This window comes from Actinomadura rubrisoli (assembly GCF_004349215.1).
GTDB classification, from domain to species: Bacteria; Actinomycetota; Actinomycetes; order Streptosporangiales; family Streptosporangiaceae; genus Spirillospora; species Spirillospora rubrisoli.
In genome coordinates this window covers 42,458-64,856 of sequence record NZ_SMKU01000012.1, presented here as the reverse complement: position 1 = coordinate 64,856, position 22,399 = coordinate 42,458, and the positions used below count along the sequence as shown (strand labels likewise).

The 22,399-nt window shown below is 68.5% G+C and carries 22 protein-coding genes, 2 tRNA genes and 1 pseudogene; 13 read left to right on the top strand and 12 right to left on the bottom strand.

The window, feature by feature from the left end; genetic code table 11:
• Positions 1-148: 148 nt before the first annotated feature.
• The 4 genes and pseudogenes from E1298_RS05310 to E1298_RS51710 all read right to left on the bottom strand — a co-directional run.
• Positions 149-1,504, bottom strand: coding sequence for a sensor histidine kinase (locus E1298_RS05310; protein WP_131889612.1), 1,356 nt, complete (start codon positions 1,502-1,504; stop codon positions 149-151).
• A 127-nt stretch (positions 1,505-1,631) separates the two neighbouring features.
• Positions 1,632-2,351, bottom strand: a complete 720-nt coding sequence (locus tag E1298_RS05305; RefSeq protein WP_243725402.1) for a nitrile hydratase subunit alpha — start codon at positions 2,349-2,351, stop codon at positions 1,632-1,634.
• Positions 2,338-2,622 carry an SH3-like domain-containing protein gene (locus tag E1298_RS49290; RefSeq protein WP_207944448.1) on the bottom strand — a complete coding sequence of 95 codons (285 nt, stop codon included), beginning with the start codon at positions 2,620-2,622 and terminating at the stop codon, positions 2,338-2,340. Before E1298_RS49290 ends, E1298_RS05305 begins: the two co-directional genes overlap by 14 nt.
• A gap of 10 nt (positions 2,623-2,632) precedes the next feature.
• A pseudogene (locus E1298_RS51710) lies at positions 2,633-2,818 on the bottom strand (hypothetical protein); the annotation flags it as partial.
• A 239-nt stretch (positions 2,819-3,057) separates the two neighbouring features.
• On the opposite strand from E1298_RS51710, the gene E1298_RS05295 reads away from it, so the two are divergent.
• Positions 3,058-3,951 (top strand): LysR family transcriptional regulator, encoded by an 894-nt coding sequence (locus E1298_RS05295; RefSeq protein ID WP_131889611.1) that lies wholly within the window; start codon positions 3,058-3,060, stop codon positions 3,949-3,951.
• Between the two features lie 67 nt (positions 3,952-4,018).
• Here E1298_RS05295 and E1298_RS05290 read toward each other — a convergent pair whose 3' ends face one another.
• The 3 genes from E1298_RS05290 to E1298_RS05280 all read right to left on the bottom strand — a co-directional run bounded on the left by E1298_RS05290 (position 4,019) and on the right by E1298_RS05280 (position 8,383).
• Positions 4,019-4,960: a glycerophosphodiester phosphodiesterase gene (locus E1298_RS05290; RefSeq protein WP_207944447.1), complete on the bottom strand. Its 942-nt coding sequence runs from the start codon at positions 4,958-4,960 to the stop codon at positions 4,019-4,021.
• 148 nt (positions 4,961-5,108) lie between these two features.
• Entirely contained in the window at positions 5,109-6,872 is a 1,764-nt protein-coding gene (locus E1298_RS05285; RefSeq protein WP_243725401.1) for an adenylate/guanylate cyclase domain-containing protein, read from the bottom strand.
• A gap of 86 nt (positions 6,873-6,958) precedes the next feature.
• The gene (locus E1298_RS05280; protein ID WP_131889610.1) at positions 6,959-8,383 is read right to left on the bottom strand and encodes an amino acid permease; all 1,425 of its coding nucleotides are present in this window, start codon (positions 8,381-8,383) and stop codon (positions 6,959-6,961) included.
• 271 nt (positions 8,384-8,654) lie between these two features.
• On the opposite strand from E1298_RS05280, the gene E1298_RS05275 reads away from it, so the two are divergent.
• The 5 genes from E1298_RS05275 to E1298_RS05250 all read left to right on the top strand — a co-directional run bounded on the left by E1298_RS05275 (position 8,655) and on the right by E1298_RS05250 (position 10,546).
• Positions 8,655-8,732, top strand: a tRNA-Asp gene (locus E1298_RS05275).
• Positions 8,733-8,752: 20 nt separating this feature from the next.
• A tRNA-Phe gene (locus E1298_RS05270) sits at positions 8,753-8,826 on the top strand.
• Between the two features lie 493 nt (positions 8,827-9,319).
• Entirely contained in the window at positions 9,320-9,649 is a 330-nt protein-coding gene (locus E1298_RS05260; RefSeq protein ID WP_131889609.1) for a helix-turn-helix domain-containing protein, read from the top strand.
• Between the two features lie 284 nt (positions 9,650-9,933).
• Complete coding sequence (locus E1298_RS05255) at positions 9,934-10,350, top strand: type II toxin-antitoxin system RelE/ParE family toxin (protein WP_341770592.1); 417 nt, start codon at positions 9,934-9,936, stop codon at positions 10,348-10,350.
• Entirely contained in the window at positions 10,322-10,546 is a 225-nt protein-coding gene (locus E1298_RS05250; protein ID WP_243725400.1) for a helix-turn-helix domain-containing protein, read from the top strand. Before E1298_RS05255 ends, E1298_RS05250 begins: the two co-directional genes overlap by 29 nt.
• Positions 10,547-10,871: 325 nt before the next feature.
• Here the strand turns inward: E1298_RS05250 and E1298_RS05245 are convergent, their stop codons facing one another.
• Complete coding sequence (locus tag E1298_RS05245) at positions 10,872-11,666, bottom strand: Crp/Fnr family transcriptional regulator (protein ID WP_131889608.1); 795 nt, start codon at positions 11,664-11,666, stop codon at positions 10,872-10,874.
• A 593-nt stretch (positions 11,667-12,259) separates the two neighbouring features.
• On the opposite strand from E1298_RS05245, the gene E1298_RS05240 reads away from it, so the two are divergent.
• The 4 genes from E1298_RS05240 (at position 12,260) to E1298_RS05220 (ending at position 15,677) form a co-directional block, all read left to right on the top strand.
• Positions 12,260-12,511 (top strand): hypothetical protein, encoded by a 252-nt coding sequence (locus E1298_RS05240; RefSeq protein ID WP_131889607.1) that lies wholly within the window; start codon positions 12,260-12,262, stop codon positions 12,509-12,511.
• Positions 12,508-13,287, top strand: a complete 780-nt coding sequence (locus tag E1298_RS05235) for a DUF6036 family nucleotidyltransferase (protein ID WP_131889606.1) — start codon at positions 12,508-12,510, stop codon at positions 13,285-13,287. The genes E1298_RS05240 and E1298_RS05235 overlap by 4 nt, the downstream gene beginning before the upstream one ends.
• 142 nt (positions 13,288-13,429) lie before the next feature.
• Positions 13,430-13,897, top strand: a complete 468-nt coding sequence (locus E1298_RS05230) for a hypothetical protein (protein ID WP_131889605.1) — start codon at positions 13,430-13,432, stop codon at positions 13,895-13,897.
• Between the two features lie 766 nt (positions 13,898-14,663).
• Complete coding sequence (locus E1298_RS05220) at positions 14,664-15,677, top strand: hypothetical protein (RefSeq protein WP_131889603.1); 1,014 nt, start codon at positions 14,664-14,666, stop codon at positions 15,675-15,677.
• A 79-nt stretch (positions 15,678-15,756) separates the two neighbouring features.
• On the opposite strand, the gene E1298_RS05215 is transcribed toward E1298_RS05220, so the two are convergent.
• The gene (locus tag E1298_RS05215; RefSeq protein ID WP_131889602.1) at positions 15,757-16,371 is read right to left on the bottom strand and encodes a dihydrofolate reductase family protein; all 615 of its coding nucleotides are present in this window, start codon (positions 16,369-16,371) and stop codon (positions 15,757-15,759) included.
• 90 nt (positions 16,372-16,461) lie between these two features.
• Here E1298_RS05215 and E1298_RS05210 point away from each other — a divergent pair, with 90 nt between their 5' ends.
• The 3 genes from E1298_RS05210 to E1298_RS05200 are packed head-to-tail and all read left to right on the top strand — an operon-like array spanning position 16,462 to position 17,734.
• Positions 16,462-16,794, top strand: coding sequence for an ArsR/SmtB family transcription factor (locus E1298_RS05210; protein WP_131889619.1), 333 nt, complete (start codon positions 16,462-16,464; stop codon positions 16,792-16,794).
• Positions 16,791-17,297 carry an SRPBCC family protein gene (locus E1298_RS05205; RefSeq protein ID WP_131889601.1) on the top strand — a complete coding sequence of 169 codons (507 nt, stop codon included), beginning with the start codon at positions 16,791-16,793 and terminating at the stop codon, positions 17,295-17,297. The genes E1298_RS05210 and E1298_RS05205 overlap by 4 nt, the downstream gene beginning before the upstream one ends.
• Positions 17,294-17,734: a VOC family protein gene (locus E1298_RS05200; protein WP_131889600.1), complete on the top strand. Its 441-nt coding sequence runs from the start codon at positions 17,294-17,296 to the stop codon at positions 17,732-17,734. The genes E1298_RS05205 and E1298_RS05200 overlap by 4 nt, the downstream gene beginning before the upstream one ends.
• Before the next feature lie 82 nt (positions 17,735-17,816).
• Here the strand turns inward: E1298_RS05200 and E1298_RS05195 are convergent, their stop codons facing one another.
• The 3 genes from E1298_RS05195 to E1298_RS05180 form a co-directional block, all read right to left on the bottom strand.
• Positions 17,817-18,524, bottom strand: coding sequence for a tyrosine-type recombinase/integrase (locus tag E1298_RS05195; protein ID WP_207944446.1), 708 nt, complete (start codon positions 18,522-18,524; stop codon positions 17,817-17,819).
• A 320-nt stretch (positions 18,525-18,844) separates the two neighbouring features.
• Entirely contained in the window at positions 18,845-20,134 is a 1,290-nt protein-coding gene (locus E1298_RS05190) for an FAD-dependent monooxygenase (protein ID WP_207944445.1), read from the bottom strand.
• A gap of 794 nt (positions 20,135-20,928) precedes the next feature.
• Positions 20,929-22,272 (bottom strand): FAD-binding oxidoreductase, encoded by a 1,344-nt coding sequence (locus tag E1298_RS05180; RefSeq protein ID WP_131889599.1) that lies wholly within the window; start codon positions 22,270-22,272, stop codon positions 20,929-20,931.
• Positions 22,273-22,399: the final 127 nt, after the last annotated feature.

The window sequence follows — 22,399 nt, the reverse complement described above, 5'->3', positions numbered from 1 at the left end:
CCCGCGGGGTCTTCCCTTTTCTGAGACGGCCCCCCAGGCCACCCCATGAGCCCGCCCGCAACGCGCTCAGCGCGGATACTCCCTCAGACGACCGACCGCACCGTCCTGGCGGCCAGTGTGATCGCGTCTTCGGCATGGTCGCGCTCGGTCAGCGTTTCCGGTCGGCGCCTTGGTCGCCGTCCTTCTTGCCGTCGCGCTCTGGAGTGTCGCGGGGGATGCGCAGGACGAACCGGGCGCCGCGCTCGCTGTCCTCGATGGTGAGGTCGCCGCCGTGGGACGTGGCGATCTCGCGGGCGATCGGGAGGCCGAGGCCCGTGCCGTTCGCGTCTCTGGCCTGCGCGTCCCTGAGCCGGGCGAAGCGCTGGAACACGACCTCCCGGTCGGCCTCGGCGATGCCCGCGCCGTCGTCGAGGACCTCCAGGACCGCGACGCCGTCCTCCTGCCGCACCGTGACGTCGATCTGCGTGTCGGCGTGGCGTTCGGCGTTGTCGAGCAGGTTCGTCAGGAGCCGGACGAGGCGCAGCCGGTCCCCGCGCACCGTCACGGCGTCCTGGAGGTGGGTGGCGATCCGCTTGCTCCGTTCGGACCGCGTCACCTCGATGGTGACCAGGGCGCCGAGGTCGACCGTCTCGTCGTCCTTCCACTTCTCCGCGTCCAGCCGCGCGAGCTCCAGCAGGTCGGTGACGATCGCCTGCAGCCGGTCGAGGCTCTGCAGGACGGTCCGGCCGGTGCGCGGCCAGTCCACGTCGTCGGGGTACATCAGCGCCTCCTCCAGCTGCGCGCGCGCCGCCGCGATGGGGCTGCGCAGGTCGTGGGAGGCGTCGGAGGTGAAGCTCCGCTGCCGGGCCAGGGCGGCGTCCAGGCGGTCGAGGGTGGCGTTCGCGGCCTCGGCCAGCAGCCTGATCTCGTCCCGGTTCTCCGGCACCGGGACGCGGTGCCCCGACCGGCGCGCGGTGATCTCGCTCAGCTCGGCCCGGATCGCGTCCACGGGGGCGAGGGCCTGGTCGACCGTCCGCCACGTCCGCAGGGAGGCCAGCAGGACGATCAGCAGCGACAGGCTGATCGCGAACGTGCACAGGCCGGCGCTGACGTACCAGGGGATGCTCTCGGCGGCGGCGTAGATCGTCCAGTCGCCGTCCTCCTCGGAGATGCGGAACGCCTCCACGGACATGCACCCTTCGAGGCCCGCCGGCGGGCACAGCACCTTGGTCGCGTACACGCTCCGCTCGTCGGGGACGAACCGGGCGATCGGCCGTTTCGCCCGCATCCCCGGCGTCCCCGCGACCACCCGCCCCCGGGGGTTCAGGACCTGCAAGACGACCGACTCCGGCGCGTCCAGCTCCGGCGGCACCTCCTCGTGGTTGATCAGGTACACCAGTTGCAGCGCCGCCGACGTGGCCTGCTGGCGCTTGTAGTCGGCCACCCGGCCCCGGACCCCGGCGACGATCAGCACGGCCAGGACGGCACAGACAACGGCGGTGACCGCCCCGGCAATAACGGTCATCCGCACCCGTATGGACCATGTGCGCCGTCCGTGCACCCGACCTCCCGCAGGTGAGGTAATCACCCGCCAGATCGAGTTCAGTCCTGAGGACGGCAGCCCCGCGATCAAGAGAGGTCAAAGAAATGGTTCACACCGAAGCGGTGCCTACCAGGCCCTTCGTCGTGACAAGCGAGATCAGCCCGTCCTCGTCCAGGCTCTGCGACCCGGCCGGGCGGCGCGGCAGCACCATGTAGCGGGCGTCCGAGCTGGAGTCCCAGACGGCGATCTCCACCCCGTCCGGCAGGGCCAGGCCGAACTCCGCCAGCACGGCCCGCGGCTCCCTCACCACCCGCGCCCGGTAGGCGTGGCTCTTGTACCAGGACGGGGACGGGCCGAGCAGGGAGACCGGGTAGCACGAGCAGAGCGTGCAGACGATCACGTTGTGGACGCGGGCCGTGTTCTCGACGACCGTGAGCCGGTATCCGGCGCGGGCGGCGTCGCCCGGCCCAAGGTCCAGCTCGGCGACCGCGGCGTTCCCGTCGGCGAGCAGGACCTCGCGGAACACCGGGTCGATCCACGCCCTCGCCACCAGCCGCGCCCCGTTCACCGGCCAGGCGCGCCGCAGGTAGGCGGCCAGGAACCCGTCCAGCTGCTCGTCGGTCGCCAGCCCGGCGCCGATCACCCGCTCCTCCAGCCGCCGCACCCGCGCCGCGACCGGCGGTTCGGTATGCGCGCCGGACCCGGCGGGCTGTGCGGTGTGGACGTCCACGGCGCCGGACGGGGGCTCGGCGTGGGTGTCGGGCGGGCTCGCAGGCGCGGCGTCCGCGTCGTCCGGGCCGGCCTCGGCGGGACCTTCAGGTCGGCTCAAGGTAGGACTCCCACAGATCGACGGCGACGGTGTGATCCCCCTCGCCCCACAGGTCGGCGGCGCCGAAGCGCACGATGTAGACGGTCTCGACGCGCGGCGGCTCGATGCCGCGGGCCCGGTCGTCCGGCAGCGGCCACCTGCCGTGCTCGCCGACGATCACGCCGGACTGGCCGCGCACGTAACGCGGCACCCGGGTGTGATGCCCGGGATCGACCGTCCGGACCCGGACCCGATCGCCCACGGCGTACGCGCCGCCACCCGGGATGGTCACCGCCGGATGCTCAGACAATGCCCTTCGCCTCCAGCAGTCGTTCCATGGCGAGCAGCCAGCGCTCGTAGTAGGACGACCCGAGGTAGGTCTCCGGCGGGAGCCGTTCGATGGCGTCGCGGAACTCGTCGAGGTTGTACGTCCCGGCGCGCAGGAGCGCGGAGTTGAGCGCGAGGACGCGGGCCTCCCAGTCGGCGCGGGGAACGGCGGCTCGCCGCCCACGACGATCGGAACGGGCCCGAACCCCTCCTGGCCGCCCATGTCGTGAACCCGGCTCATGCCCGGAACGCTAATCCCGTCGATCCCCGGACGGAAGGGCCCAAAAGGCGCACCACCGAGTCGGACGGACAAGGCCGGTTTCGCACGGACAGCGCCGCATTCGCGCAGGTTCGGCAGAAGCATGGGAACTGGATTCCCGCGCTGTTAGCATCGCGCGTTATGGAGCTGCGCCAGCTGGAGTACTTCGTGGCGGTGACGGAAGAGGCCGGCTTCACCAGGGCCGCCGCCCGCCTGCACGTCGCCCAGCCGGGCGTCAGCGCGCAGATCCGGCAGCTCGAACGCGAGCTCGGCCAGCCCCTGTTCGACCGCTCGGGACGGACCGTCCGGCTGACCGAGGTCGGCGAGGCCGTCCTGCCCTACGCGCGGGCCGCGCTCGCGGCCGTCGAAGGCGCGCGACTGTCGGTGGACGAGCTGACCGGGCTGCTGCGCGGACACGTCACGATCGGCACCATCGACTGGAGCAGGGCCCTGAACCTGCCCGGCCTGCTCGCCGGCTTCCACCGCGACCATCCGAACGTCGAGATCACCGTCACGCAGGACGACACCACCTCCCTGGCGGACGCGCTGCGCGCCGGACGGATCGACCTCGCCTTCCTCAGCCTCGGCTCCGAACCGCCCGAGGGCCTCCAGATCCAGGTCGTCGTCGAGCACTCCCTTTACGCCGCCGTCAGCCGGGACCACGAGCTGGCGGAACGCCCGACGATCGCGCTGCGGTCGCTCGGCGACCGGGACCTGATCAGCCTGCCGAAGGGCACCGGGATCCGCGCCGTCTTGGACGAGGCGTTCACCGCCGCCGGACTGCGCCCGCGCATCGCGTTCGAGGCCGGGGAGCCGCCCGTCCTCGCCCAGCTCGCCGCGCACGGGCTCGGCGTGGCGATCCTGCCCAGGCCCACAGCGGAGGCATACGCGGACGAACTGCACACGATGCCGATCGTCCGCCCCCGGCTGCAGGGCCGCATCGTCCTCGCCTGGCGCGCCGAGGGACCCCGCAACCCGGCCGCACGCGCCCTGATCGCCCGCGCCCGCGAACTCCCTCGCCCGGCCCCTACCTAGGGCAGAGGGCAGGCCCGATCGGACCGGCACCCAGGCGGTGCGCGGCCGGATCGGGCCGGAGATCAGGTCAGGCGGCCTCGCGGGACGCGGACCTCAGGACGCTGTACAGGACGTCGGGCTTGTTGGTGATGATGCCGTCCACGCCGAGGCCGACGGCCTTGCGCATCCGGGTGCGGTCGTCCAGCGTCCAGGTGAGGACGTGCATGCGCGCGGCGTGCACCTTCTTGACGTAGGACGCGGACAGGTCGGCGTACTTCGGGTTGATCTGATCGGCGAACTTGGCCATCTTGGGCAGGTCGGCGGCCTTGGGGGCGCCCAGCAGCGCGGTCGGCACGGCGGGGAGCGCGGAGTGGAAGCGGCGCACCGAGTTCCAGTCGAACGACTGGATCACCAGCCGGCGCTCGCGCGGGTCGCTGCGCAGCCAGCCCGGGGAGCGCCTGAGCTCGGCGGCGATCCGGCGCTCGATGCCGGGGTAGCTCGCCGGGTTCTTGATCTCCAGCAGCAGCCCGAGCCCGGCGCTCCGCATCGTCTTCAGCACCTCGGCCAGCGTCGGAACGCGCTCGCCCCTGTACCTCGTGGAGAACCAGGAGCCCGCGTCCAGCCTCTTGATCTGGGCGAGGGTGAGGCTGGAGACCTTCCAGGGCCCGCCGTTGGGGTAGACCTTCTCGACGTTGGTCGTCCGGGCCAGCGTGGAGTCGTGGAGGACGACGAGCTTGTGGTCCTTGGTCTCCTGGACGTCGATCTCGAAGACGTCGGCATGCCTGGACTTGGCGAGCCGGAAGGCGGCCAGCGTGTTCTCCGGCGCGTACGCGGACGCGCCGCGGTGCGCGACGTTGGTGACCTTGGCGCTCAGGACGGCGGTGGTGGCGGCGGTTCGGGGACGCGGTTCGGGAGCGCCCGGAAGCGAGGCGAGGACGGGATGCGGGTCCGCGGCGGCGGGCGCCACGGGTCCGGTGATCGTCGTCGTGGTCGCGACCGCGGCGAGTGCGAGACCGTACCGTCGGAACATCTTCACCTCTCGAGTGCTGGACGGTGTCACTCCCACCATTGGTCCGTTCGATGACCATGGAGTGACAAACTGGTAGCAGACTATGTACGCACGGTGACAATACGCGCCCGTATCGGGCTGCCACGCGACAGACACGGCGTGTGATCGATTAATCGGGCCCTTCCGACTTGCCGGGCGCCGGTCCGTCCTCGACCTCAGGTACGGATCCCGCGCCCGGCTCCGGTTCACCGGCCGCCGGGCCGTCGGGACGGGCGAGGCGGGCGGCGCGCGAGAGGACCAGCGCCCCCAGCAGCAGCTTGCGGCTGCGCCGGAAGCCCGGAGCGCGCGGGAACCGGATGCGGCGCGCGGACGGCGCCTCCCCGTCCTCCGGCGACGGCGCGGGCACCGTGACGGCGGACGTCTTCGGGGCCACCAGACGGGTCGGACGGCTCCGGCCGCGGAGCGTCATCGACTTGCCGCGTTCCCATTCGTCCGCCTCGGCGAGGTGCGCGACGTCCAGGACGACGGACGAGGCCAGCACGCGCCCCGGCCACACTTTCGCGAGGTCGCTGAGCCGCGCGGCCTCGTTCACCGGGTCGCCGATGACCGTGTACTCGAAGCGCTGCTCGGCGCCGATGTAGCCGGCGACGACCGGGCCGGCCGAGACGCCGATGCCCGCGTCCAGCAGCGGGACGTCCGCGCGCAGCCGTCCGGCGAGCTCCCGCGCGGCGCCGAGCGCCCCGCCCGCCGCGTCGTCCAGCGCGGTCGGCGCCCCGAAGATCGCGAGCGCCGCGTCCCCCTCGAACTTGTTGATCCACCCGCCGTGCCTGGCGACGACGGTCACCACGACGCCGAAGAACATGTTGAGCAGCCCCACCACCTCGTCCGGGCTGCGCGTCTCCGCCAGCCGCGTGGAACCGGCGAGATCGACGAACAGGACGGCCACCTCCCGGGTCTCGCCGCCGAGCCTGATGTCGTGCTCCAGCGCCAGGCCCGCGACCTCCTCACCGACATGCCGTCCGAACAGGTCCCTCAACCGCTCGTGGTCCCGCAGCCCCGCGACCATGTGGTTGAACCCCGCCTGCAACTGCCCGACCTCGCTCGCGTCGTACACCTCGACCTCGGCCCGCAGATCGCCCCGCTCGACCTGCGCCATGCCCTTGCGCAGCGACCTGATCGGATCGGCGATCGCCCGCGTGGCCATGTAGGTGACGTAGACGCCCGCGGCCAGCGCGGCGCCGCCCAGGCCGATGATCGTGACGGCGAGCTGCGTGGCGCCGATGTCCGGTGCCGCGAGCGCGGCGACGGCCACGCAGATCAGCCCGAACACCGGGATCGCCGTCCCGAGCGCCCACGCCAGCATCACCCGCGTCGTCACGCCCGGCAGCCGGAACCTGCGGGGCCGCTCGGCGGCCAGGACCAGCGCCGCCGCCGGCCGCAGCAGCCGCTCCGACAGCAGGTAGACGATCGTGCACGTCGTCGCGGCGCCGAGCAGGCAGGTCAGCCCCGTCTTCACCGCCAGCCGCCCGGTGAACAGGACCAGGTCCAGGACGGCCCACCCCACCGCCCCGAAACCCCACAAGGCGCCCACGAGCAGGGTCAGCCGGAGCGGCCCCAGCAGGACCGCCCGGCCTTGCCGCCGATCCGGTATCCCACCGTCCCGGACGAGACTGATCACCGGTCGCCAAAGCCACAGTCCCATCACCATCGCGAACGGCACGGCGACCACGGGATAGCTGAAGAAGGCGGCCGCGTTCACCAGGCGCACATGGTGGCGGTCGTCCAGCGGCGGATCGGGCACCACGAACGTCGCGAACAGCAGCACGACCAGCGAACCGACGAGGTTGGCGACGCCGACGACGACCATCAGGACCCAGCGGACCCGCACCTCCAGCATGCTGCGCGGGACGCCGGGCAGGAGACCGCGCGTCACAGGCGCCTCCAGTCCCGGGACGATCAATGGCTCATCATCGCACCCAGCGGGACGTCCCGGCGGCGGACCGCCGGGACGCCTCCCGCTCAAGCGCTCGTGCTCTCCTCGGCCAGAGTGACCTTCACTCCCGTCGCCCGCTGAGAGCCACGGCGCGCGATCGGCCAGCCCACCACGACCAGGGCGAGCCAGCCCGCCATCACGTACAGCGCGACCCGGGTGTCGGACTCCCAGGCGATCGTCACCGTGACGAACACGAAGAAGGCGAGCACCATCCAGTTCGTGTACGGCGCCCACGGCATCCGGTAGGACGACTTCGGCAGCTGACCCGCCGTCGCCCTCCGCCGGTAGATCATGTGCGACACCAGGATGACGGCCCACACCAGGATGGCCCCACCGGTCGACACCGACGTGATGTACTCGAACGCCTTATCCGGGACCACCGCGTTCACCACCACGCCGATCCCCATGACCAGCGCGGAGATGACCACGGTCAGAACGGGCACACCCCGTCCGTTCAACCGCGACAGCACCTTCGGCCCGTCCCCGTTGACACCCGCCGTCCGCAGCATCCGGGACGTCGAGTACAGCCCTCCCGCGTTGCACGACGACAGCGCCGCCGTCAGCACCACGAAGTTGACGATGTCCCCGCCGCCCTTGATGCCGATCTGGTCGAAAGCCAGCACGAACGGGCTCGCACCGCCCTTGAACGCCGTCCACGGCACCACCGCGAGGATCACCAGCAGCGACCCCAGGTAGAACAGCGCGAACCGCACCGGCAACGCGTTGATCGCCCGCGGGATGTTCTTCTCCGGATCCTTCGCCTCACTCGCGGTCACGCCCACGAGCTCCACGCCCAGGTAGGCGAACATGACCATCTGCAGCGTCATGAGCGTCGGGCTGATCCCCTCGGGGAACACCCCGCCGTGCGACCACAGGTTGGAGACCTCCGCCGTCTTGCCCGCGTCGCTGAACCCGAAGATCAGCACACCGAGCCCGACCAGGATCATCATCACGATCGCCGCGACCTTGATCATGGCGAACCAGAACTCGAGCTCACCGAACAGCTTGACCGAGATCAGGTTGACCACGAACAGCACGATCAGCGCCACCAGCGCCGTCTGCCACTGCTCGACGCCCGGCCACCATTTCTGGATGTACTTGCCGGCCGCGGTCAGCTCCGCCATCCCGGTCGTCACCCAGATGATCCAGTACGTCCACGTCGTGGCATAGCCCCAGAACGGACCAAGGAACTCCCGGGCATACCCGGCGAACCCCCCCTCGGCCCGCCGGTAGGTGAGCAGCTCACCGAGCGCCCGCATGACAAAGAACAGCATGAGCCCTGCGACGGCGTACGTCAGGATCAGGCTCGGCCCGGCCTTGGCGATGTTCTCCCCGGCCCCGAGGAACAACCCCGTGCCGATGGTTCCGCCGATCGCCAGCATCTGGATCTGGCGGGTACCTAGTCCTCGTTGGTAGTCCTCTTCAGCCTGGTCTGGGAGCTTTGCGACCATGCGTTCCGGCCTCTCTCACATCTCGGCCGCCCCTCCGAGGCGACGCTGACCCGGGTCAGAGTAGGAACTCCGACCACAAAAGCGAAACACCGCCTGCACCACCAAACAAACCCGCCCCCTATCGGTACCGGCCCGGTACCGCTCCGTTACCGCCCTCCCCCCGTTAACGAGTTGGCGCCGTCCTCGGCCATCGCGTATGCTCACGGACGTCGCCAAGCGCCGGTCCCCCGGCCAAGACACTCCTCCGGACCCGCTAGGCTCGGAGACGCAAGGTCCTGTGGAGCAGTTAGGAGTGCTCGCCACCCTGTCAAGGTGGAGGCCGCGGGTTCAAATCCCGTCAGGACCGCCAGACGCGCCGACGCGCGTCCTGGGCAGGTAGCTCAGTCGGTACGAGCGTCCGCCTGAAAAGCGGAAGGTCGGCGGTTCGACCCCGCCCCTGCCCACCTCAAAGGCCAGCACAAACGCCCCGGAGCCAGCAGGCTCGGGGCGTTGTCTTTGACGGCAACGGATGTCCTTCAGAGGCGGACGGTCGGCCATCGATATGAGCCACAGGTTATATTGGTGGAGTGCTCTGGGACGTCATCCTCCTCGAACCAGTCGAGAGTTCGTTCCTCAAGCTCTGCGAATCCCACACGGACACCGCAGCCTTGATCGAGCAGGCCATCGACAGGTTGGCCGCAGTAGGGCCGACACTGGGACGGCCGCTCGTCGACACCCTGGAACACAGCGAGCTGCGCAACCTCAAGGAGCTGCGACCCGGCAGCCGTGGGAGATCCGAGATCCGCATGCTGTTGTCTTCGATCCCGACCGCGCCGCGATCTTCCTCGTCGCCGGAGACAAGGCCGGGCAGTGGTCCCGGTGGTACGACAAGGCCATCCCACTGGCCGAAGCCCGCTGCACCGAATACCGGGCTGCGAAGGATAAGGAGGCCGGACGATGAGTACCGGACGCCGTTGGCAGGACATCAAGTCCGAAGCGCACCGCCGCAAGCCCGAACTGGCTGACCCCCAGCGGCAAGCCCAGGCCCGCGCCGAACTGGACGCCTATGTCGCCGGCCATCATCTCAAGGAACTTCGCAAGGCTATCGGCAAGACACAGGCCGAGGTCGCCCGGATCCTCGGCGTCTCCCAGTCCCGCGTTTCCCAGATCGAGAACGGCGACCTTGAAGCCATGGAACTGGAGACGCTCCGCGCCTACGCCACCGCGCTCGGCGGGCACGTGGACATCACCGTCAGCGTCGGCCCCCACTCAATCAAAGTCGCCTGACACGCGAAAGCTGACAGTAAACGGTGACAGCAACAGCAGGAACCAGCTCCAACCACGGGCGCACGCTGGCAGCCGGTCAGCATCAGGCGATGCTTCGCCGGTAGAGGTGTTGTGTAGCTGAAAAGCGGGAGGTCGGCGGTTCGACCCCGCCCGTGCCCACCTCACGTGACCAGCGAAAACGCCCCGGAGCCACACAGCCTGGGGCGCCGTTTTTGACGGCAACGACCACCATGGCACGGCAGACGGTCGACCATCGATATAAGCTAAAGATTACATTGGCAGGTGTGGCCTGGGACGTGTCATCCTCCTCGGATCTGTCGAGAGCTGACTCCCCAAGCTGCGCGAAGTCGATGTGGACACCGCAGCCGTTGATCGAGCAAGCCATCGACCAGCTCGCCGAAGTCGGGCCGACGCTGGGACGCCCGCTCGTCGACACCCTGGAACACAGCGAGCTATGTAACCTCAAAGAGCTGCGGCCCGGCAGCCGAGGCCGGTCAGGGATCCGCATGCTGTTCGCCTTCGATCCGGACCGTTCCGCGATCCTTCTCGTGGCCGGGACTGGGCCGGGCAGTGGCCTCGATGAGGACGAGGCCATCCCACTGGCCGAAGCCCGCTACGCCAAGTACTGGGCTGCGAAGGAAAGGAGGCCGGGCGATGAGGACCGGAGGCCGTTTGCAGGACATCAAGGCCGAAGCACATAGCCGCCAGCCCGAGTTGGCCGACCCCGAGCACCAGGCCCAGGCTCGCGCCGAACGGGATGCCTATGCCGCCGGCCACCACCTTAAGAAACTCCATAAGGCCGTCGGCAAAACGCAGGCCGAGGTCGCCCAGATCCATCGGGTCTCCCAGTCCCGCGTCTCCCAGATCGAGAACGGCGACATCAAAGCCATGGACTAGAGACGCTCCGCGCCTACGCACCCGCGTTCGGCGGACACCCTCAACGTGGGACCTCACTCAATCAGGGTCGCCTGACGACACCGACCATCTGACGGCACTGCCAACACGCCAAGGGCACCACGCGCATCCACCAGGCACTGCCCGACCTCGGTAGACGCCGAGGCAGTAGTGGCTGTCACTCCTGAAAGCGGAAGGTCGGCGGCTTGCTGCGTATGGCTGAGGCACCGTTCAGGGCTAGGCGATCGTCTGACCAACGGGCCAGAGCACGACCGCGCGGCACATCGGTGTAAAGCCTATCCAAGGGAAGGCAGTGCAGCCGCGAGAGTCAGGAGGAGGACGAACCGAGTTGAGAGTCACGCCGCACGGTGGACTGCTCTTTTCGGGCGGTCGCATAGAGAGAGCGCCACTGCTGCAACTCCTCGCTTTCCGATGAAGTTTTGAGTGCACACTGCTGTGCGTAGGTGAGACATGAGATGACGAAACTTGCGACCCATTCCCAGCGGGGAATCTTGTTCCGACGGCGCCCGCTCAAGACATTACTGACAGTAGTCGGCGAAAGTGGGGCAAGGTGGAGGTTGCCATGCCGCTGACGGTATGACAACTGGGCAAGCGTCCTGTAACTGGGCTGGCCGCACGCCAAATGATATGCCTTGAGCAGGTCGATGAATTGGGTTGAGTCTGCGGGGCCAGTCGTCGATGAAAAATGGGTACGCGACGACGTGGACGTTCGGGGAGGAGTTGTTAGGTAGCCATGCTCAAGCTGAAGAGCGATTAGCTCACGAACTTGCGGAAGCCTCTCCAAGACTTCCAAGAATTTGGCGCTGTCGATCGACAGTCCATGGACCGTCGTCAGCGCGTAGATCGTCGACATAGAGAGATTCTGTGTGGCCACAGCCTCGACGCCGACACAGTCGCCAGGGCCATAGGTCGCCATTCTGGCGATAGGCACATCAGCGGCGGCCCAGCCGTGCACGATAACGATCACAGCCTCCGGGAACCGCCCAGTGCAGGTAAGCGGTTCCCGGGGCTGGAATTCGCACTTCCGGGCCGAAGACAGAATGACTTCTCGTTCCCGGCCCGGAAACGTTGCAAAGAAGGATCCTTCGAAGATCTGCTCCAATGCCCTATATCCAGCTCTCATCCGAGCAATGCATAGAGGAGTGCAGGGAAGGCTGTTATCAGCCCTACGAGGGAGCCAATCATCAGATACGGGCGATGAGAAGAGCGAAGGATCGACGCGAGGTAGGCGACCAGCGCGAAGAACGCGATGGTAACAAATACTCCCGCCATAATGGGAAGTGGATCTTGCTTCACTTGTCTCCCTCAACTTGCCAGTCCGTGGCCTGCGAAGTGCTCGCCAAATCAGAGCATGATCGGGGGAAACTCTCTGGAAGCCCGACCGCACGTCGTTGATGTTGGCGGTCCTGAGGCTAGAGGGATCATTGTCAGGCGCACGGAGATATAGCAAATTGGGCGCTTCGATTGCAATCCGGCGGGGCGCTCGTGTATGCGCTCCGCAGCCCGTAGTGGGCCCGTGGGCTTCCACCCCCACGGACCCACCCAGATGCAGGCGCCGGACTGGCGAGCCTCGGCTTTGTCGCATCCGAGACCATGGTGGGCGAACTCGATGGACGTTCTTCGTTTTGGTACGAGCCCGAACGACATGGAACAACTGCGAACAGGATCCGGCACGAGTGCTGGCGGAATGTTCGGGTGAGTTCCCAAGGCCAGATCGTTCGGCAAACCGGCGACGAACGCTGGGGCGTCCTGCTCGCCGCGCTCGCCGAGCACCTGGCCGCCCAGCACGACCTGGCCCCACCTGACTGGGCCGAACCAAGAGTTCTGCGGCGCGCCTGGTTCCCCGCCGAGCTCGCGGTCCAGCGCGCCGACGCCATCGCCTGGGCACCCGCCGCTTTCCGCAAACACGGCGTTTATCTCTCCCTTAAGGACCTGGAAGCGGCATGAGCGAGCCGGCGGGCATCCTTCTCGGCCGAACCGAACTGGAACGCGCCTTCACCATGCTCGGCGAGCGCCTCGTCCGCCGCGGAGTCGTCGCCGACCTGTTCGTCGTCGGCGGTGCCGCCATGGCACTGGCATACGACGCCGAACGCATCACCAGAGACGTGGACGCGATGTTCGTCCCGCACGGCATCGTCCTCGAAGAAGCCCAAGCCGTCGCAGACGAGCTTGGGCTGCCGCGCTGGTGGCTCAATGAACAGGCCAGCGTCTACGTCTCCGGAAAGAACGACCCTGGCAAACGCCGAGTCTTCGACCACCCTGGGCTACGCGTCATGGCCGCGTCCCCCGACCACTTGTTCGCCATGAAAGCCCTCGCCGGTCGTACCCGAGACATCGACGACCTCCGGGCCCTCGCAGTCCTCGTCGGAATCGACACCGTCCAAGCCGCCATCGCCGTCTGCACCGATTCTTCCCCGACGAATCGATCCCCCCACGCGCCCTCGGAGTCCTCCATGAACTCTTCGGCGACAACGGTTAGCGTTTCTCCCGTCCAACAGCTTCCCCGAGGCCTGCTCCACTGGTCGCCTCAACGACAGCAACAGCAGGCACCAGCGCCAGCCGCAGGCGCACGCTGGCAGCCGGTCAACCTCGGTCGATGCTTGCGCGGCAGGGACGTTGCTATAGCTGAAAAGTGGAAGGTCGGCGGTTCGACCCCGCCCCTGCCCACCTCTCTGAACAGCGCAAACGGCCCGGGAGCCCCACGGCCCGGGGTGTTGTTTTGACGGCAACGTAGCTCCTGGGGCCAGCGGACGGTCATCCACGCGAGCCAGACCGAGGAGCAGGCAGCCTGAAGCGGGGTCTCGCGCGCCGAGGGTCACAGGCCCGAGGGGCAACTTCAGAACACAATCTGAGTACCATGGCGGCATGAGTACTACCGCGGATGCAGTGACCTTCTCCGACCTGTCCCGCAACCCCAAGTCCGTAGCCGAGCGTGCCGCGCGGCTCGGCCGGCTGCGTGTCACCCACCGCGACGCTCCCGACTTCTACCTCACAGCTGCCGACCGGGAAGAGCAGCGCGATGAGAGTCTGACGACCGCGTCGCGGATCTTTCTGGCGCTCATGAAGCATGATCCGAGCGCTCGGACATTGCTCCTGGCCATGCCCGATGTCTTCCCCTGGATACGTCACCTGAGCACTGAAGAGGTCCGCGCCTTCACCGTGGAGCTGGTCGAGGCATTGTCCGACGCTGCCGAACTCGACCTCGACACCAATGCTCAAGAGGTCATCACCGGTTGGCGAGCCACAGCACGGATCAAGGCGGATCGCACCGAGCATGAGGAAGCGTTTCGGCCGACATCTGGCGACTTTGGCCCAGTCGAGGTAACGCCTTGAGCCCCAAACGAGGGGATAGGGTCACTGTCCCGCCACCAGAAGACGAATGGGATGTCAGGTTCGGCACCAGCGAGGCGGTACGAGGCTGGGAAGAACTCTGCCGTCTCGCTCTGTCGAACACCCGCCGATGCCTGGAAGCCCTACGCACCGAGCCGCGTTCCCGCTCCAACCACGAGCGACAGCACCGACTCCGCGGAGATCTCGCAACACACCGGCACAACGGTCGCGACCTCGAACAATGGGAGTACGAGGTCACAAGCGGCGGGCGCGTCCGCTACGTCATCAACGATGACGACAGCACAATCTGGATCGCCTACGCATCCCCGGACACCGACCGCTGAGGGCGACTTTGACAGCAACCAACCAGCACCACAGACACACCGCAGGCACCTCCCGACCTCCGCAAACGGCACCACAGCAGGGTGATTGCTACTCCTGAAAAACGGAAGGTCGGCGGTTCGACCCCGCCCCGGCCCACCTTCACCACCTCTGATCAGCAGAAATATGGTCAGAGGTGCCTTCGTTTCCGGCCCGGGAACACCTCAAGCGGATGTACACCGCTCGAACACCTTCCGCCTATCGCTGATCGAATTCCCTGGCACCAACTCGGCGGCCGAACTCCACGGCCGTCACGCTCATCCCTGCGGCTGGCTGCAGCGCAGTGCACGTTGTTCCCGAACACTCAGCGGCAGAGGAGTGCGCCTGGGAAGTTGGCGACACCAGATATTCGGTGGCCTTACTCGGCTGACGGTGGTGGAGTGACGAGGTGAAGAAGCAGCGCAAGCGGCGGTCCAAGGGTCATACGATGCCCCTTCCCGTACGGCATCACGTACGCATCGCCGCAGCCCAGAGCGGCGATGCACGAGTGAACGCCTCGATCGGCCCCAGCGGCGAGGTCATCGCACTGTGGTCGGCCGCCGCCGATGTGCAGGCCGTGACGTCGACGACGACGCAACCGGGCGGGGCCACCTTCCCAGACCATCGCGCCCCTCGCCCGGTGACCGCTCGCGTGACGCTGCACTCACCGACGTTGACCAACGTGACCACGATCCACGACTTCCCGCTCGCGCACCCGACCGTCCAGCCGCTGCCCGAGGGCCGAGTTCTGGCCGTGGGCGCCAGGGCTCGATGGCGCCAGGACGGTCCAGATCGCAATGCGATCATCTACTCCGCCGAGGGAACCGCTCTGGCCGCTGAAACGCTCGGGGACGGCATTGAGCACGTCTTGACCACCGGCACCGGCCACGTCTGGGTGGGCTACTTCGACGAAGGTGTCTACGGCAACTACGGCTGGGGCCAGGCTGACGACCGGGAACCGATCGGCTCCTGCGGGCTCGCACGCTTTTCCTCCAACCTGGAGGCCGACTGGCGGTTCCCCTCCCACGTGAACAACCCGTGGGGTGCGATCAGCGACTGCTATGCGCTCAACGTCGACGGGGACACCGCCTGGACGTGCTACTACACCGACTTCCCCATCGTCCGCGTCCACGAAGGGGCTCTCACCGGCTGGCACGGTGACGGCGCTGCCGCGCATGCGCTCATCACCGACGGGTCACGCATTGCTCTGTACGGCGGATACGGCGCCGACCGCGACCGCTTGGTCGCCGGACAACTGGCCGACGGCCGGATGCGAAGCACCGGAGAATACCGGCTCGTACTTCCGAACGGGCAGAAACTCCCCGACGGTGCGCTCGTCATCGGACGCGGTCCCGACCTGCACATCCTCACGGACGCGGACTGGTACCGGCTCGACCTCAGCGACGTCCCAGCCCAACCATGACGCTATCCGCCGGGCGGGCACCGCGATCAGCAGCGCTCGACCAGCGGCATGAGAGTGTGTCCTTGGGCGGTGTCTGGCGTTACCTGAGGTTCTGCGTCGCGCGGCGATAGATCAGGTGAGTCACGCCGATCCCCTCGATGATCTCCGCTGGGTCGAAGCCGATCGGTGCTGTGTCGCCAAGCCCGGTCAGCATGGGTGTGCCGGCACCGAGAACCACCGGCACGATGTCCATCCGCAACTCGTCGAGCAGGCCGGCATTCAGCGCGTCGGCCACGGTGCCGCCGGGGCCGACACCGACGTCGCGATGCCCTGCCACCTCACGGGCCCGCGCGATCGCGTTCTCCACGCCGTCACTGACGAATGTGAACGACGTCGTAGTGGCCTCCCAGCCGGCCGGCGGTGGACGGTGGGTGACGACGAACACCGGCACGCCGCTCGGGTGCCGCCCATTCCAACCCGCGGTGAGGTCGAACAGGTTGCGGCCGACGACACAGGCCCCGATCCGCTCTTGGAGTTCACGCAGGTACCGGGCGGTCGCCTCGGAGGTGCGGTAGGTCAGCCGGTCCGGATCGGCCGTGGGGGTGGCGACGGTGCCGGCCGTGCACCATGCGAACAGCCGGTCGAATCCTGTCTGGCCAGGCCCGGAGATGTACCCGTCCAGCGAGACCGACGCCTGTGTGAAGACCTTTCCCATGGTGCCCCCAGAGCGTTCGCGATCTTGACAAACCCGGACCCTAACACATATAAAACCATCGGGTTATAGAACCGAAGGGTTATCGACATGGTGGCAAGCGACACGCTGGACGCGACGTTCGCGGCACTGGCCGACCCCACCCGGCGGGCCATCCTGGCCCGGCTCGCGACCGGTGATGCCACGGTCACCGAGCTGGCCGCGCCATTCGCGATGAGCCAGCCGGCCGTCTCCAAACACCTGCGGGTGCTTGAACGAGCCGGCCTGGTCAGTCGCGGCCGCGACGCGCAACGCCGGCCGTGCCGGCTGGTGGCCGAACCGCTCAGGACGGCCACGGACTGGCTGGCCGACTACCGCGACTACTGGGAAACGAGCTACCAGCGACTGGATGCCCTGCTGGGCGACCTGCAGGACGGCGGAACGTGACATCTCCACACCCCGGCCTCGGGCTGCGGGTCGTCGCGTCCGGGACCACCGACCTCGTCCTCACCCGCACATTCGCCGCTCCCGCGCCGCTGGTCTTCGCCGCGCTCACCCAACCGGAACTGCTCCGCCGCTGGCACGGCGCCCGCGGCTGGCGGCTCACCGTCTGTGAGGTCGACCTGCGCCCCGGTGGTGCCTGGCGGTTCGTCTCCACCGGCCCGGCCGGCGCCGAGATGGAACTCCATGGGCTGTTCCGCGAGGTCGTGCCGCCGGTGCGCCTCGTACAGACCGAGATCCACCGTGACTGGGCCGACGGTGAGGCACTGGTCACCACCGTTCTGGACGAGACAGACGGACGCACCGCCATGACCGTCACCGCGCGATATTCCTCGTCCGAGATCCGCGACGCGGTCGTGCGCAGCCCGATGGAACGCGGCGCCGGCGAAGGATACGACCGTCTTGCCGCCCTACTCGCCACCCTCATCCACGAAAGGCGCCATCCATGACCGACACGCCCACCCCCACCAACGAGATCCCCAAGGATTCCGGTAACCCTCCCGTGCCGCCCGGCATGCTGTTGCTGGAGCTGGTGCCGGTACCGGTCACCGATATCGAACGGGCCAAGGCCTTCTACCAGGACCAGCTCGGGTTCCGCCTCGACGTCGACGTCAACCCCAAGCCCGGTATCCGCATCGTCCAACTCACCCCACCCGGTTCGGCATGCTCGATCACCCTCGCCGAAGGCCTCCCCACCCTCGACATGCCGCCGGGAACACTGCGCGGTCTGCACCTGGTGGTCGCCGACATCGAGGCGTCCCGCGCCGAACTCCTCGAACGCGGCGTCGAGATCAGCGAGGTCGAGGACCTCGGCGGAGTGTTCTACGCCTACTTCGCCGACCCCGACGGCAACACCTGGTGCCTACAGCACATGCCCTGGCGTTAACCCCCGGGGACACGGCACAGCCGACGTCAGATCTCGCACGTACTCATCGGCAGACCAGCGCGTTTCTGTGTGGGGCCTTGGCTCAGGTGCCGCAGGCCATGTAGGCGGCGAGGATGTGGTCGGGGTGGCGGTCGCGGTTGCTGCGGGCTCGGTCGTAGCGCATGGTGGTGCGTGGGTCTGCGTGGCGTGCGGCGATCTGTACGTCGCGGAGGTCGACGCCGGCGTCGAGCATGGTGGTCACGACGGTGTGGCGGAGCATGTGGGGGTGCGTCCGTGGCAACCGGACGACGGATTGGGCCGCGAGTCGGCGCAATCGGCGGGTGGCGGCGTGCCGACCCATTCGGGTCCCGCGGGTGTTGAGCAGGATCGGCCCGCTGGTCCGGTCACAGGTGGCGTGGTCGATGGCTCCGCCGACTGCCGGCGGGAGAGGCATCAGCACGATCCGGTTGCCCTCACCGATCACGCGGAGGACTCGGCGACCGTGCTCCTCGCCCAGGTCGTCGATGTCGGCGCTGGTGGCCTCGAAGATCCGCAACCCGAGGAGCCCGAGCATCGCGAAGTCGTTGGGGTCGGCCGAGGCGCGTGCAGCTGACAGCAGGGCCTCGAACTGCGGATGGGACGATCCGAGCGTTGGCGATTGCGGCGGTACGTTCGGGCGACGGACATGGTCGGCGGGCGAGTGTTCCAGAATTCCGTCGATCACACAGGTCCGGTGGAAGCCGGCCACTACCGACAGCCGCCGGGACACGGTCGAGGCCCGGAACCGGCGGACCTCCTGCAGCCAGCGCACGGACATCTCCACCCGCGCGCGCCGTACCGCTAAGGGCTCTAGGTGCCGTTCGGTGCACCAAACCCGGTACGGCTCACCCTGTGTGCATGCGTGAGTCAGCCTTGTATCGGGCCAGGTAGGCGAGCGTCGCCCACCGCAGGATGTCCCCACTTGCGTTCCCAGCGCCAGGCGTCGCTCCCAGGAGCTCATCGAACGAAGTCATACCTGCGACGCTGCGCCCGTATCAGGCGCAGGACCAGACCGACGACACTCGGCATGAGCGGAGGTCGGCCGGCGGTGTCCCACCGAAGCGTGGTCCCTTTCGACACGTTATGTGACGCCTACGGCTTGGCCGAGGAGGTGATCGGCGATCCGGGCGGGGCTGCGGAGTCTGGCACCCCCGCGTAGTCGGGCAGCTCTATGCCGTTGATCGCGCGCCCGACCAGCTCGGCGAACCATTCGCCGGCGAAATCGGGACGTGGCTCGGCGTCTGGCCCTGGGACGTCGCGGCTGCGGGCGTTCAACCGGCCGATCTCCTGGTTGGCCTCGACGAACGAGCGCATCCCCGCCTCGTAGCGGGCGAACCCGGTGTCGGGGTCCCATCCGGCGGCGGCCAGCTCTCCGGCCAGCAGGTAGGCGCCGACCAGGGCCAGACCGGTGCCCTGTCCCGACATCGGCGAGGAGCTGAACGCCGCGTCCCCGAGCAGCCCCACCCGTCCACTGGACCAGCGGTCCATCACCACCTGGGCGACCTGGTCGAGGTAGAAGTCCGGGGTGTCGTCCAGGTGCGCGAGGATGCCCGGGGTCAACCAGCCCAGGCCCGCCATCCGCTCACGCAGCAGGACCTTCTGGGCCGCGACGTCACGGTAGTCGACGTCGAAGTCGGCCGAGGCGAAGTAGAACATGGCCATCGCCCGGGTGGCGTCCTGGATGGGCCGCAGGAGGGCAGAGCGCCCGGACTCCTGGTCCTGGTGCTCCAGCAGCCAGCGGTCCAGTCCGAACTCGTTGGGCACACTGTAGAAGGCCAGCACGTGCCCGAGGTGGCGGAGGAACCGCTCATGCGGCCCGAAGACCATCGCTCGCAGCTCCGAGTGCAGCCCGTCGGCCCCGACCACCAGGTCGAAGCGCCGCCGGTCGCCGCCCGCGAAGACCACGTCGACCCCGTCCGCGTCCTGGGCGAGCCCGGCGATTCGGTCGCCGAAGACGTACTCGACGCCGTCGCGGGTGTCGTCGTAGAGCACCTGGGCCAGGTCCCCGCGCAGGATCTCGATGTCCGCGATGAACCCGTCGCCACCGTCGTCGTCGGCACGGAAGGTCTCCAGCACCTGCCCGTCCGCGCCCACGGTGTGCGCGCCGGCGGTGTCGGTGCACGCCGCGCGCACCGCCGCGTCCAGCCCCATGCGCCCGATGACCTCCCTGGCGACCCCGCGCGCGTCCACCGCCTGCCCGCCGGGACGCAGCTCAGGAGCCCGCTCCACCACGGTCACCTCGGCCCCCCGCCGGCGCAGCCAGTGGGCCAGCGCGGGTCCCGCGATGCTCGCCCCCGCCACCAACACCCTGGGACCGTTCACCCGCGTCCCCCGCTCACCAGTCCGGATGGTGTGCTCCTGCTTGGAACCGTCGACGCTCATCACTGCCTCCATGCGCTTCCTCCCGCGCTGGAATGTTCCCAGCACAGGCCCACCGCTGTCGGTGTCCAGCCGTATCGACCACGCATCCGCACAAAACTCATCGGCACAACCGAAATCGCGTCCACGCTCCCGCAAACACCCTGAACTCGGCATCCCAGCACGATCCGTCTGCGGGCCCTGGTTCAGGTGCCGGAGGCCATGTGGGCGGCGAGTATGTAGTGGGGGTGGCAGTCGAGGTTGTTGCGGGCTCGGTCGTAGCGCATGGTGGTGCGTGGGTCTGTACGTCGCGGAGGTCGACGCCGGCGTCGAGCTTGGTGGTCATGAAGGTGTGGCGGAGCATGTGCGGTGCATCCGCGGCCCCGCTCTCGGGCAGAAGTGGCGGCGAGGCGAACCGGTATCGCCCAGCAGGGGGAGCGCTCGCCGAGCCTAAGCCGGCTGGTGGAAATTGCCTCCAGGCCCGTCATGCGGGCGCGGTTGCCATGCCATAGTCGCCGGATATGAACTGGTGCATCCCCGGTATCCAGGAGGTCCCCGAAATTCACGTCTCCAAGCAGTTGCGGAGGGTGGCAGTAGAAGTTGGTTTCCGGCACCACGAACCGCGCCGACGCCAGCGTATCTAGGCTTGCCCACCGCTCCTAATGGGCGGCCAATTCGTCGGCTGCCGCCTTGAGGACGTCGCTTTGCGCCGCCACCTACTCGCTGCGGAGTGCCCAAGCCACGCTCGGAACAACTGCGGAGTCCCTTCGTGGGTTGTTGGCCCCGTCTGCCCGAGAGATTTGGAACGTCCGCCAGGACTAGGCAGGGAGGACGTTGTGGGTGCGCCGGAACACGTTGCCGGGGTCGTAGCGGCGTTTGACCTCGGCCAGGCGCCGGTAGGTGTCCGGTGGGTAGGCCGCCGCGACGTCCGCGGGTTCGGCCGAGCCGAGGAATCCGACGTAAGCGCCCGAGCCCAGGGCGCTCACCTGCGACCACCGGTGCAACGCCTGATCCAGGAGCCCGGGCGGTGCGGCGTCCGGGATCAGGAAGGCGGCCGCCACCATGACTTCGGCGTCCCGGTGGGCGAAGGCGGTCGCGTTCGGGCTGACGCGCGCGGCCGCACCGCCCATGCTGCGTAGCGAGAGCGCCGCTCCGCCGCCGGTGAACAGTTCGTCGACTGCGGCGACGCGCGTGTCGTCGAGCGTGCTGAAGAAGGTGTTGCGCACCTCCATGCGCAGTCCGGGAGGCAGCGGCCCGGCGTCCTCAAGCACTTCGGCGTAGGGCATGGGCCTGATGCCGTCGGAGATGACCGGGGCGAGTGCTCGGAACGGACGCAGCGCCTGCTCCGCCTCACCGCCGTCCGAACCGGCGTAGCAGCACGTCAGCGTGACGCCCGCGGGATGCCCGGGCATCGCCGGCATGAAGCTGAGCGTCGTGGTCAGCTTCTCGTCGGCGGCTCGCATCAGGTCGCGCCAGCAGGCGATGAGTCCCGGCAGGTCGCCGGCCTGGTAGCTGATCGTTCCGAAATGCACGGAGGTGATCGGCTGGGCGATGAAGTCGAAGCCGACCGCGACGCCGAAGTTGCCGCCGCCACCACGCAGCGCCCAGAACAGGTCGGCGTGCTCGACGGCGTCCGCGCCGATCAGCCGGCCGTCCGCGGTGACCAGCCGAACCGCCGCCAGGCTGTCGATGGCCAGCCCGTGCCGGCGTACCATCCAGCCGATGCCGCCTCCCAGCGTCAGCCCGCCCACACCGACCTGCTTGGTGTCTCCCGCGGTCAGCCCCAGCCCGTGCGGGCTCAGCGCCGCGGCCACCGCACCCCAGGTCGCGCCCGCACCGACGCGCACCCGCCCGGAGGCCGGGTCCAGCAGGCGCGCATCATTGATCCGCCGCGTGTCGATGATCATTCCGTCGGTGCTCGTGCTCAAGCCCGCCATGCTGTGTCCGCCGGACCGCACCGTCACGGCCAGCCCGGTGTCGGCCGCGTAGCGCAGCGCCGCCGCCACCCCGGCCGCGTCGCGGGGACGGACCACCAGGTCGGGCGTGCCGTCGGCGAACAAGATCGCCGCGGACTCGGGGTAGTCTTCGTCCCCCGGCCTCAGCACCTCCGCGACCGTGTCCAGCGCTGCTGCGGGACGTTCGCTGCTCGATATCTGTGTCATGGGGACGATGGTGCCGACCCCGCAGGTCTTCGGTCGTCGGGTACAGGGTGTGTCTTTCTCCTGCTCAGCGGGGAGTCAGCGGTCCGCCGGTGTACTACGGCGGGAGTAGGCGGCAATGGGTCCAGCG